The following is a 12,110-nucleotide window of genomic DNA, read 5'->3' as shown; positions in this document are numbered from 1 at the left end:
GTGGACAGTCGATTACCGTACGCCACCGAGGAGGAGGAACCCGTGACCCGCATCGACAGCGTGCGCGCCGCGACCGGCTCGGCGAAGGACAGCGTGCTGCACGCCGCGGAAGCGGTGGCGCCCTACGCCGACACGGCCAAGGAACGGGCCGCGCACTACGCGCAAGAGGCCCGCGTACGGCTCGCGCCCAAGGTGTCGCTGGCCGCCGAACAGGCCCGCGTCCAGTACGACGCCCACGTCGCGCCGCGCCTGGAACAGGCTCGCGCGCAGCTACCCCCCAAGGTCGACCAGGCCGCACAGGAAGCAGCCCTGCGCGCCCGGGTCGCCGCACGTCAGGCCGCCGACTACTCCCGCCCCAAGCTGGAGCAGGCGGTCGCCGTGGCCGGACCCGTCAAGGACGAGGCCGCTGCCCGCGGTCTCGCCGCCCTCGCGGCGCTGCGCGGGCAGGTGACGGCCAAGGAGATCGAGAAGCTGGTGCGCAAGCACCGGCGGCGGGCCAAGATCGGCAAGGTCGCCAAGGTCCTGACGATCACCGGCGTCGTCGTCGGCGGCGCCTACGCCGCCTGGAAGTGGTGGGACAAGCAGGCCAACCCCGACTGGCTCGTCGAGCCGCCCGCGGCGACCGAGGTCCCCGCGTCCGGCGGTCTCACGTCGGTGGACGGCAGCGGCGACGTCCTGGACCCGGAGGTCGAGGCCAAGCAGGCCGAGGAGGACGCCGCGCGGGAGAACCGCGACGGAACCTGAGCCGAGCCGGTCCGGTCCGGTCCGCGCCCGTGGGGCAGGAGAGCACGTCTCTCCTGCCCCATCGCCCTGTCTGTCTCGCCGTGTCCGGCCGTGTCTCGCCGTGTTTCACGTGAAACAAGCCCCATACGGCCCCGCACAACGACACATCCCCTCCGCTCCGCGTGACGTACGCGGGACGGAGGGGATTCCTGTGTGGAGCCTAGGGGAGTCGAACCCCTGACATCCGCCATGCAAAGACGGCGCTCTACCAACTGAGCTAAGGCCCCGGACAGCGTCCACGGCGGATCCCTCCGCCGTGCGCCGCAGACCAGAGTACCGGGTCACCCCCTGGATCTTCCAAAAAGTTGGGGGGTCCCCGCGAACGACCACTCTCCGTAGGATGCTCGACGTGGTTCGCTACAGCGAACCGCCGTTTTTGGGGAAGCGATGGGGAGACGCAATGGACGCCGCACAACAGGAAGCGACCGCGAGAGCGCGGGAGCTCCAGCGGAACTGGTACGGAGAGCCACTGGGGGCGCTCTTCCGTAAGCTCATCGACGATCTCGGGCTCAACCAGGCCCGTCTCGCGGGGGTATTGGGACTGTCGGCGCCGATGCTGTCCCAGCTGATGAGCGGTCAGCGGGCGAAGATCGGCAATCCGGCCGTCGTACAGCGCGTGCAGTTGCTCCAGGAGTTGGCGAGTCAGGTCGCCGACGGGAGCGTCAGCGCGGCCGAGGCGACCGAGCGCATGGAGGAGATCAAGCGGTCCCAGGGGGGTTCCGTGCTGAACAACACCACGCAGACTACGAGCAGTTCGGGAGCGCCGACGGTCAAGCGGGTCGTCCGCGAGATCCAGTCGCTGCTGCGCTCGGTGGCCGCCGCCGGTGACATCATCGACGCCGCGGACACCCTGGCCTCGAGCCACCCTGAGCTGGCGGAGTTCCTCCGGGTGTACGGCGCCGGCCGCACCTCGGACGCCGTGACGCATTACCAGTCACACCAGAGCTGACCGGGGCTCCAACGGGGGACACGGGGGCACGGGGGACACGGGGGACCCGCAGCACCACGGGGGCACGGGGGCACTGGGCAATACGGGGGCACGGGGACACCGCATCGGGGAGGAGCGGCACGGGCGACATGGGTGAGGTCTTCGCCGGACGGTACGAACTGGTCGACCCCATCGGGCGCGGAGGCGTCGGCGCCGTGTGGCGCGCCTGGGACCACCGCCGTCGCCGCTACGTGGCCGCCAAGGTCCTCCAGCAGAGCGACGCCCACTCCCTGCTGCGCTTCGTGCGCGAGCAGGCCCTGCGCATCGACCACCCGCACGTGCTCGCCCCGGCCAGCTGGGCCGCGGACGACGACAAGGTGCTCTTCACCATGGACCTGGTCGCGGGCGGCTCCCTGGTCCACCTCATCGGCGACTACGGCCCCCTCCCGCCCCTGTTCGTCTGCACGCTCCTCGACCAGCTGCTCTCCGGCCTGGCCGCCGTACACGCCGAGGGCGTGGTCCACCGGGACATCAAACCGGCCAACGTCCTCCTCGAAGCCACCGGCACCGCCCGGCCCCGCCTGCGCCTGTCCGACTTCGGCATCGCGATGCGGCTCGGCGAGCCCCGGCTGACCGAGACCCACCTGGTCGTGGGCACCCCCGGCTACCTGGCCCCCGAGCAGATGATGGGCGCCGAACCCGACTTCCCCGCCGACCTGTTCGCGGTCGGCCTGGTCGCGCTGTACCTCCTCCAAGGAGCCAAGCCGGACGCCAAGGCGCTGGTCCAGCACTTTCTGGACCACGGCACCCCGGGCGCCCCGCAGGGCATCCCCGAGCCGCTGTGGGAGGTGGTGGCCACCCTGGTCCAGCCGGATCCCGAGGCCCGGTTCCGCACGGCCAACGGCGCCCGCAAAGCGCTCGCCTCGGCCGTGGAACTGCTGCCGCCGCCCGGCCCGGACGACGAGATCATCGAGATCTTCGACCAACTGGGGCCGCTGCCCAAGGGCTTCGGGCCGCAGGGCCCCCTCGCACCGGCGTCCGGGGCCGACCCGGCGACCGACGGCGGCTCGACGGGCCCCACCGTGCCGGACGCCTCTCCTGCTGTGTCAGGGGAGAGCGGGAGGAGCGGGAGGAGCAAGGGGAGCGGGAGGAGCACCCGCACCGGCCCAGGCCCCAGCACCGGCCCAGGCCCCGGCACCGACCCCGCCACCGAGGCGACCTGGCCCGGCACCGGCTTCGTCCCGGCCGAGGCGGGCACCGGCTCGACGCCGACCGGCTGGGGTGCCGCCGCCGTGGCGCCGACGGACCCCCGCCGCCTCCCGCCCGACCCGTCGCCCGGCGCCGCCAGCCCGTCGGTCCCGCCGCACACCGGATCCCCCACCCCCACGGCAACCCCCACGGCCACCCCGACTCCCACCCCCACCCCGTCCATGTCGGACACCGGCAGCTTCCACCTGCCGCCCCCGCAGCCGGGGGCCCCGCACCCCACGCCCCGGCCGGAGCGGGCCCCGCACCCCGCGCCGCCGCAGGAGCACGCCGCACACTCCGCGCCGCTTCACGAGCAGGCCCCCCACTCCGTGCCACCGCCCTCCACACACCCCGCGCCCCCCGCACCCCATCCGCAGTCCGTCCAGGAGCCCACCCACACCTACGTCCTGCCGCGCCCCGATCCGGCCACCGCCTCCTACACCACCCAGGACCCGCGGCCCGTGGCCGTCCCGGGACGCCGGGCCGGGCGGCACGGGCGGCGGGTGTCCCGGCCCGGGCCACCCGCGCGGATCGCGGTGCCGGTCCTGCTGCTGGCGCTGGTCTGCTACGCCGTCGGGTTCTGGGCGCTGGCCCGCATCTGAGCGGCGTCCCGCCGCCGTGCGCCGACCGTCCACACCGCGAGACCGAGCAGCAGCGCGGTGCCCGCCCCGATCCCGCCCACGGCGAGCACCCGCAGGCCCAGGTCACCGCCGTGTCCCCCGGCACCCCCCGAGGCACCGGAGGCGCCGGCCCCGAAGATCCCGCGGGGCACGGACTCCCCCGCGTACCCCGGCCCGGAACGCGCGGTCCCGCGCACCCCGACGCGCAGGACGACGCCGTACGGGCCGGCGCCGAACCTCTCACCGACCTGGGCGGCGAGATGGACCACGAGGTAGTAGGAGCCGGCGAAGCGCATGCCGTTCACCGGCGGGGAGACGTCGTACCGGTTGGCGTAGGAGACCGGGGGCACCGGGGCCAGGGCGGCCGACTTCTGGGTGCCGCCGTAGCCGGTCTGCGCGGACTCGACCTCGGCGCGCACCGGGTTGTGCAGAGTGAGGGAGAGGGCGGCACCGACGTAGTCCGCGCCGCGGCCACCGGTGCTGCCGATCTCGACCGTGGCGTCGGGCTGCTGTCCCCAGCCGACGGGAACGCGGTAGAAGAGGGTCTGCCCCGGGACGATCCGGCCCCGCCAGGCACCCGGTCCCACGGCGGCGGCGGTGGCGAACCCGGCCCCGCCCGGCCGGTCCACGGCCTCCCCGGTGGGCGGCGCGGGCGTCGCCGAGTCCCACGCCCCGGGGGCCCGGGTCGCGCCGGGCCCGGCGAGGGGCGGCTCGGAGACCGGCGCGAGCTCCAGGTCCCAGGCCTGCCCCGAGGCGCTCTCCGGCCGGGCCCGCTCGACGACGACGTAATAGGTGCCCGCCCCGCGGCACAGCGACCGGCCCGCGACGATCTCGCGCGCGCCCCAGGCGGTGAGCGGCCGGGGGCTCCCGGTGGCGCCGACGGTCGCGGAGTCGAAGGACGAGCAGCTCAGCCCGTCGGCGTCCTGCACCGACACCCGGATCCCGTCCCCGGCGTCGAGCGGGGCACCGGGGCGCGGGACGGCGGTCACGGGGACGTAGGTGCTGGACGCGCCGTCCAGTTCGAGGCGGTAGTACGTGCGCGCCGCGCCGGAGAGGGTGCTGCGGTACGTCGTGCCGGGTGCGAGGCGTGCGGCGTCGGCGGTGCCGCTCGCGCCGGGGACGGTACGGGCGCCGGCGGCGAAGGCGTACGACGGGGCGTCGGCGGCCCGGGCCCCGGGGACGGCCAGCGCGGCGGCCGCGCAGAGTGTCACCGCACCCACGGCGATCCGCAACCCGGAACCCCGGGCAGTGCAAGACCCCGGCCGCTGAGCGCGGCCGGGGTCTGTGCTGATGGCAGGGTGCGGACTCACGAACCCGTGGGCACGGAGTCGGTCGCCTCCGTCCACAGATCCTGCTCGGCGCGATCCGCCTGGATCTGGCGGTACACGAGGAGCCCGCCGATGGCGGCCAGTGCGACCAGGAGAAGCTTCTTCACCGCGCGACCTCGTCTTTCCTTGACGTAGGGGACCTCTGGCGCCCGACTATACACACCGACCGATACCGATCGGTGACCTGCCGGGGCGGCCCCAACTGCCGCCCGCGCCAGCTCAGTAGGACGCGCCCCGCACCCTCCGACCGAAGGGTGGTCACACGTCCACCGAGGGTGAGCGGGTCCCCTTTTCCCCTCTCTTCACCCCTTGTGCGGCCATCAGGGTGGTGTTCATCGGAACATCGCCACGCCGTGTGCGTCGGTCCCCCACTTCGCGATCCGCATACACATCATGAGGAAAGTACGCAAATCGCCCAACCCGAAAGTGAGGGGATCATGGCCAAGACCCAGGTCATGAAGCTCTGGACCGCCATCGTCACCGCCTTCCTCGCCCTGTGCACGACGCTGGGCCTCGTCACCACCACCTCCGCGACGGCCGTCGCACAGACCGAGCCGACGCGCAACAGCAGCACCGGCGAGAACACCGACCGGGTGACGATTCCGGCACAAGCGGCACTGCCCTGGGCCTGGTCCCGGGCGAGGGCCCTTCCCCCCACGATGAAACAGCGCATCCGCGCCGAGGCCCACGGCAAGTCCCCGAGCTGCCGGCACCGTCCCCTCGCGGACGCCGAGTCGCAGGGCCTGCCGGACGCGGCCCACCCCGACGGGGCGTGCGACGACTCCCCGGCCGCGGACGCCCGGACGGTTCCCCTGCAGCGCTGAGACCCCCGCTATCCGACGCACCGACCCTTCGCGCACGACGCACCGACCCTTCGCACATAACGCACGACGCACGGAACGCACTGCCCGCACCAACCGCACCGACCGCACGACCGTTGTAACGGCGACTTGCGTACAGCCGCACGATGCAGGCCCGGAAGCTCCCCCTGGAGCAACCGGGCCTTCGCCGTGTCCGGGGAGCCCGGGCACGGCCACGTCCCGTGCCCTCCGGCGCCGGTCCCTCCCCACGCGGGGACCGGTGCCGAAGGACGCGTCGAGGGGCGACCCGTACCCGACGGCGATGTCGTCGGCCTGCACCGCTCCCGCGCCCCGGGGGGCCGGACGGTGCGGCGGCTCGTCGGGCTGTCGCTCGGTGATCGTGCCAGGTGGGACGGGTCACCGGGGAGGCTCCGGCCCCCGCGCCCGACCATCGCCGCAGGTCAGCCGTATAAAGTGAGTTTTCCGGTCCGGACGTCCGCGCGGGGGAAGTGAGGGGTGGGACCTTGGGTCTCGACTCAGGGGCACGCACAGCTTTCGCCGAACGCCTCGCGCTCCTCTACAAGGAGGCGGGCAACCCACCCCTCAAGAGCGTGTCCGAGGCGGTCGCCCGGCTCCAGCAGGTCGACGAGCGCGGACGCCCCGTCCGGGTGTCCGCCCAGCGCATCAGCGACTGGCGCCGCGCCAAGAACGTGCCCGCCCAGTTCGCCGCCCTCACCGCCGTCCTCCAGGTACTGGTCCCGGCAGCCCGCCGCGCCCGGCCCGCCCCCGTGGTCCCGGGCCTGTACGACGTCGGCCAGTGGCAGCGGCTGTGGGAACGGGCCCTGGCCGACCCGGTCGGGGACGGATCGGCGGCCCCCGGGGCGTCCGGAGCCGCCACGCCCGCCACGCCCTCCACGCTTCCCACGGACGACGGCCGCTCCCCGAGCGTGTGCCCCTACCGCGGGCTCGCCGCGTACCGGCAGGAGGACGCCGGGTGGTTCTTCGGCCGGGAGCGCAGCACCGGGGCGCTGGTCGAGCAGCTCCGCGCGGCCGAGGAGACGGGCGGCCTGGTGATGCTGGTCGGCGCCTCGGGGGCGGGCAAGTCGTCCCTGCTCAACGCCGGCCTGGTCCCCGCCCTCCGTGAGGGAGCCCTGGGCGACCGGGCACGGGGCGTGTTGCACCTGGTGCCGGGCAACGACCCCGTCGGGGAGCTGACCCGCCGCATACCGGAGCTGACGTCCCTGATGAGGCGTCCGGCCGGAACGGGCGCGGAGGACAGTCCCCCGGCGCCACGGGACGGCTCGCCCGACACCGCCCGCAAGGGTGACACCACCCGTGACGCCGACCCCGACCCCAGCGCCGACCTCGGCGCCGTACGGGAAGCCGTCACCGCCTGGGCCCGGCGGGCGACTCCGTCGGCCGCGCGGCCCGTCGTGATCGTGGACCAGTTCGAGGAAACGTTCACCCTCTGTGCCGGGGAGGCCGACCGGCGCGCCTTCGTCCGGCTCCTGCACGCCGCCTGCACCCCCGGCGGCCCGGACGAACCGGCGCCCGCGGTCGTCGTGCTCGGCATCCGCGCCGACTTCTACGAGCAGTGCCTCGGCCACCCCGAGCTGGCCGACGCGCTCCAACACCGCCCCATGGTGCTCGGCCCGCTGACCACCGCCGAACTGCGCGAGGCGGTGACCGGTCCCGCCAAGGCGGTGGGCCTGGAGCTGGAGCCGGGCCTGGCCGAGCTGATCGTCCGCGAGGTGAGCGCCGACGGGCCGCGCGGAGCGCACGACGCCGGGGTGCTGCCCCTGCTGTCGCACGCCCTGCTGGCCACCTGGCAGCGCCGCAAGGCGGGCCGGCTGACCCTGGCCGGCTACCGCGCGGCGGGCGGCATCCAGGGCGCGGTCGCCGCGACGGCGGAGTCCGCCTGGTCCGGCCTCGACCCGGCCGCCCGCGGCGCCGCCCGGCTGCTCCTGCTGCGGCTGGTACGGCTCGGCGAGGACACCCAGGCCACGCGCCGGCGCGGTGACCGGCGGCGTCTCGCGGAGGAGTCCACCGACCCGCGCGGCACCGAGGAGTCGCTGGAGGCGCTGGTCCGGGCCCGGCTCGTGACGCTGGACGCGGAGACCGTGGAGATCACCCACGAGGCGCTGCTGCACGCCTGGCCGCGGCTGCGGCACTGGATCGACGAGGACCGCGGCGACCACCTGCTGCGCCAGCGGCTGGAGGAGGACGGCCGGGCCTGGGAGGCCTCGCACCGCGACAGCTCGCTGCTGTACCGGGGGTCGCGGCTGGAGCAGGCCCGCGGCTGGGCGGCGACCGCGGGTGACACGTACCTGACGCGCAGCGCGAAGGAGTTCCTGGCCGCCTCGGTGCGGTTGCGCAGGCGCACCCTGTGGATCAGCCGGGGCGCGGTGGCGGCGCTGGTGGCGCTGGCCGTGCTGGCGGCCGGCTCGGCCGTCCTGGCGTGGCAGCAGCGCGACGACGCCGTGTTCGAGCAGGTGCTCGCGGAGGCCGACCGGGTGCAGTACTCGGACCCGTCGCTGTCCGCGCGGATCGACCTGGTCGCCCACCGGCTGCGGCCGCACGACGCGGACACGGGCAACCGGCTGGTCTCCATCGTCAACGCCCCGCTGGCCACCCCGCTCGCCGCCCACACCGGCGCCGTCTACCTGACGTCGTTCAGCCCGGACGGACGGACCCTGGCCACCGCCGGAAACGACCGGACCGTACGCCTGTGGGACGTGTCCGACCCCGGCCGGCCCCGGGCGCTGGGCCGGCCGCTCACCGGCCACACGAGCTGGGTGAGCAGCACCGTCTTCAGCCCCGACGGCCGCACCCTGGCCAGCGCCTCGGACGACGGCACGATCCGCCTGTGGGACGTCACCGACCGCCGCCACCCGGCCCCGCTGGGCGCCCCGCTCACCCGGCACGACGGCACGATCTACCTGATCGCGTTCAGCCCGGACGGACACACGCTGGCGGCCGCGAACGACGACCGCACGGTCCGGCTGTGGGACCTGCGCGAGCCGGCGCGGCCCACGGTGTCGGCCACCCTGAGCGGCTACCGCGAGGCCGTGCGGTCCGTGGTGTTCAGCCCCGACGGGCACCTGCTGGCGACCGGCGCCGACGACGGCACGGTGCGCCTGTGGAGCATGGCGGACCCGCACCGGCCGGCCCGGACCGGCACCGCCCTCACCGGCCACACGGGCACGGTCCACTCGGTCGCCTTCAGCCCCGACGGACGCACGCTCGCCAGCGGCGCCGCGGACGACACGGTGCGCCTGTGGAACGTCGCCGACCCGCGCCACCCCGGCGCCCTGGCCGCCCCGCTGACCGGGCACACCGGCCCGGTGTGGTCGGTGGCGTTCAGCCCCGACGGCAGCACCCTCGCGGTCGGCAGCGCGGACAGCACCGCCAGCCTGTGGAACGTCAGCGACCCGTCCTACCCCTCCCAGGTCGGCGAGCCGCTGGCAGGCAGCAGCGGGGAGATGTACGCCGTCGGCTTCAGCCCCGACGGCCGCACCCTCGCGACCGGCAGCGGCGACGGGCGGCTGCGGCTGTGGTCGGTGCCGACGTCGGACGTGATCGGCCGCAGCGGGGCGTTCCGCCCGGACGGCAAGGTGCTCGCCACGGCGGCACGCGACGGCCGGGTCCGGCTGTGGAACGTCACGCGCCCCGACCGGCCGGTGTCCCTGGGCGGGCCCTTCATGCGCGGCGACGGCGCCGAGCGCACCCTGACCTTCTCCCCCGACGGCCGCACCCTCGCGGTCCTCACCCCGAACCGCGAGGTGTACCTCTGGGACGTCCGTGACCCGTCCCACGCCGTCTCCTATGGCCCGCCGCTGCTCCTGCGGACGCGCTTCTCCGGCCCCACGGCCCTGGCGTTCGCCCCGGACGGCCGCACCCTGGCGACCACGTACGACGACCACACGATCCAGCTCTGGGACGTCACCCACCCCGCCCGCGCCGCCCGGCTCGGCAACCCGCTCACGGGTCACAAGGGGTACGTCAACAGCCTCCTGTTCGCCCCCGGCGGCCACATACTGGCCAGCGGCAGCGCGGACGGCACGGTCCGCCTGTGGAACGTCGGCGACCCCCGCCACGCCACCCCGGTGCGCACCCTCACCGGCCCCACCGGCCCGGTGAACATCCTCGCCTTCAGCCCCGACGGCCACACCCTCGCCGCCGGCAGCGACGACGACACGGTCCGCCTGTGGAACGTCACGGACCCGCGAGACGCCTCCCCCTCCGGACACCCCTTGTCGGGCCACACCGAGGCGGTGGTCTCCCTGACCTTCAGCCCCGACGGCCGCACCCTCGCCAGCGGCGGCAACGACAACACCGTGCGCCTGTGGAACGTCGGCGCCCCCGCCGACCCCTCACCCATCGGGCAGTCGATGAGCCCCCACGCCAAGACCGGCCACTTCCTCACCTTCGCCCCGCGCACCAACCGCCTGGGCATCTCCAGCGGCGCGGGCACGGTCCGCCTGTGGAACCTCGACGTGGACGCGGCGATCACCCACATCTGCACGACGACCCGCAACGTCCTGACGCCCCGCACCTGGCACGAGTACCTCCCGCGCCTGTCCTACGACCCCCCGTGCGCGGACTGACACACGCCGCCCGGCGCCGCCGGCCTTGCCCGACGTCACCAGGACTCGGCCTCCCGGAAGAGCACGATCACCTCGACGAGGAACCAGACGCAGAACACCAGACAGGCCGCCCACAGCCCCCACAGAACCCAACGGACCTCTCGCCGCATACGACATCAACTCCAGGCAGTGACATCCGGAAGGCGGCCGGTGGCCACGCAGGATCTGATGACCGGCTCCGCGGGCGACCCGAAGGCGCCCGCCAGCAGGACGTGCACCAGGAGTTCGACGGCCGTCGTGAACAACGCGGGGGAGGACTCCTGGTGGTAGCCCGCCCGGTCGATCACCAGCTGCCCGGCCGGTAGGGCCCCGGCGTTGAGGTCGGCCCACAGGCCCATCCTCGCGGCGTGGTCCAGCCCTGCGGGCAGGCCCGGCAGCAGCGCACCGGGCAGCAGCCCCTGCTGGGGAGCAGGCCGGACCGTCTCCCAGCACCTGACCCGCCAGGCGATCCGGTCCCCTTCCCCCGGCACGAACTCGCCACCCACCAGCGCCCTGAACCGCAGACGACCGTGGTGAGCGGGCGTGCGAGGTCCAGTCCGATGAACTCCCTCTTCACCACAAACACGCGGTACCCTCCTCGCTGCTCAGCGGCACGGAGGACACCTCGACGTCGGCCGTCTGGACGCCGAAGACCCCCGGCCCAAGTGGACCGGGGGTCTTCGTGCTGGTGGGGCTAACAGGATTTGAACCTGTGGCCTCATCCTTATCAGGTCGATCACGGGGGCCTGTCGACATAAGCCAACGGCCCCTGGGCCTCGGTCGGGCGTCCACTGAGGTCCGGCGCCGACCGCTGCTGTTCGTGCTTGTTGGTGTCAGCCGCTGGTGTCAGGCGCCGCACGTGGTCTTGACAAGGGCCGCCCAACCACCAGGAGCTCGGCCCGCCCCACAATGCCCTGCCACATCTTCTTCCGCCCGCCAGCGAGCCTCGGACGGCCCAGGGACGGCCCAACGACTCAGTACCGGAAGCGTGCGGTATCGCCGTCGATCCTCAGCAGGAAGTCTCTGATGACCTCACCCCCGCTTTCGGGCATCAACTCAAGGCCAAGCGCATATATAGCCTCGTCAGCCGCGATGGCCGCGTCCTCGTCCTTCCGCTCCCATGCGGCGCGGGATGCGTCAATGAACGGCTTGAGGGCTGGCCAGCCAGTTGAGGGCTCGAACCGGCAATCGGTCCAGAACATGTCGACGGCTTCGAGGGTGAGGACGCCGACGACCTGATGACCTCGACGCAACTGCCAGACCTGATCTTCCACCACAACCCCCTTCATGTAGCACCGTATCGCGGCCGGGCCTCGCAGAGTACGGATCCGATACCGCCCTGAACTGGCGTTTCCGACAGGAACCCACGACCTTCCCCAGCTCCCATCCCGTCCGCCGTCGACCCACACACCGTGGAGCAGGCGTGGTTCAGGGGCGTCAAGGTGGAGCGCGCCACTGTACGAACGACCTTGACGCCCCTGGGCCGCGTCTGCTCGGCTCTGCCTGGGTCGACGGCGGGCGGGATGGGAGCTCCCCACGCACGCCACTACGGACCCGCAGCCCGGAACGGCGCCCCCTCCATCCCGGTGCCGGCCGATCCCCCGCCGGAGGCATCGTCTTGACCGTGGACCGCGCTATGCGGTGCTCGCCTCATGGCCACCGGCCCTATCCACACATGGGCGCGCGTCGGCGCAGCGTGCGCGGAGCGGGCCGAAGGCAGGAGCGCAGCGCGCAGCGGAGCCGGGAAGCGCGCCCGGCGGAGCGGAGCGCAGCCGGGG

The 12,110-nt window shown here is 74.0% G+C and carries 9 protein-coding genes and 1 tRNA gene; 5 read left to right on the top strand and 5 right to left on the bottom strand.

Annotation, left to right across the window (positions count from 1 at the left end):
* Positions 1–42: 42 nt before the first annotated feature.
* Positions 43–744 (top strand): DUF5324 family protein, encoded by a 702-nt coding sequence (locus AQJ30_RS28770; RefSeq protein ID WP_067239737.1) that lies wholly within the window; start codon positions 43–45, stop codon positions 742–744.
* A gap of 193 nt (positions 745–937) precedes the next feature.
* Here AQJ30_RS28770 and AQJ30_RS28765 read toward each other — a convergent pair.
* Positions 938–1,010, bottom strand: a tRNA-Ala gene (locus AQJ30_RS28765).
* 173 nt (positions 1,011–1,183) lie between these two features.
* Here AQJ30_RS28765 and AQJ30_RS28760 point away from each other — a divergent pair.
* Both AQJ30_RS28760 and AQJ30_RS28755 read left to right on the top strand, forming a co-directional pair.
* Complete coding sequence (locus AQJ30_RS28760; RefSeq protein ID WP_067239735.1) at positions 1,184–1,732, top strand: helix-turn-helix domain-containing protein; 549 nt, start codon at positions 1,184–1,186, stop codon at positions 1,730–1,732.
* Positions 1,733–1,860: 128 nt separating this feature from the next.
* Positions 1,861–3,561 (top strand): serine/threonine-protein kinase, encoded by a 1,701-nt coding sequence (locus AQJ30_RS28755; protein WP_067239733.1) that lies wholly within the window; start codon positions 1,861–1,863, stop codon positions 3,559–3,561.
* Here the strand turns inward: AQJ30_RS28755 and AQJ30_RS28750 are convergent.
* A complete protein-coding gene (locus AQJ30_RS28750; RefSeq protein ID WP_245727169.1) occupies positions 3,525–4,799 on the bottom strand; it encodes a hypothetical protein in 1,275 nt (424 codons plus the stop codon). The genes AQJ30_RS28755 and AQJ30_RS28750 overlap by 37 nt on opposite strands.
* A gap of 86 nt (positions 4,800–4,885) precedes the next feature.
* On the bottom strand, positions 4,886–5,014 hold the full coding sequence (locus AQJ30_RS39015) for a DLW-39 family protein (RefSeq protein WP_003999697.1): 129 nt from the start codon (positions 5,012–5,014) through the stop codon (positions 4,886–4,888).
* 330 nt (positions 5,015–5,344) lie between these two features.
* On the opposite strand from AQJ30_RS39015, the gene AQJ30_RS28745 reads away from it, so the two are divergent.
* Entirely contained in the window at positions 5,345–5,731 is a 387-nt protein-coding gene (locus tag AQJ30_RS28745) for a DUF6344 domain-containing protein (RefSeq protein WP_067239729.1), read from the top strand.
* Positions 5,732–6,231: 500 nt separating this feature from the next.
* A complete protein-coding gene (locus tag AQJ30_RS28740) occupies positions 6,232–10,314 on the top strand; it encodes an nSTAND1 domain-containing NTPase (protein WP_067239727.1) in 4,083 nt (1,360 codons plus the stop codon).
* A gap of 155 nt (positions 10,315–10,469) precedes the next feature.
* Here AQJ30_RS28740 and AQJ30_RS28735 read toward each other — a convergent pair whose 3' ends face one another.
* Both AQJ30_RS28735 and AQJ30_RS28730 read right to left on the bottom strand, forming a co-directional pair.
* Positions 10,470–10,823 (bottom strand): hypothetical protein, encoded by a 354-nt coding sequence (locus tag AQJ30_RS28735; RefSeq protein ID WP_159052402.1) that lies wholly within the window; start codon positions 10,821–10,823, stop codon positions 10,470–10,472.
* A 483-nt stretch (positions 10,824–11,306) separates the two neighbouring features.
* Positions 11,307–11,606 carry a hypothetical protein gene (locus AQJ30_RS28730; protein WP_079084368.1) on the bottom strand — a complete coding sequence of 100 codons (300 nt, stop codon included), beginning with the start codon at positions 11,604–11,606 and terminating at the stop codon, positions 11,307–11,309.
* Between the last annotated feature and the right edge of the window lie 504 nt (positions 11,607–12,110).

Origin of the sequence: Streptomyces longwoodensis, assembly GCF_001514125.1 — a bacterium.
Lineage (GTDB): Bacteria > Actinomycetota > Actinomycetes > Streptomycetales > Streptomycetaceae > Streptomyces > Streptomyces longwoodensis.
Note: the sequence above shows the minus strand (reverse complement) of the source record. Positions and strands in the feature narration are given on the sequence as shown.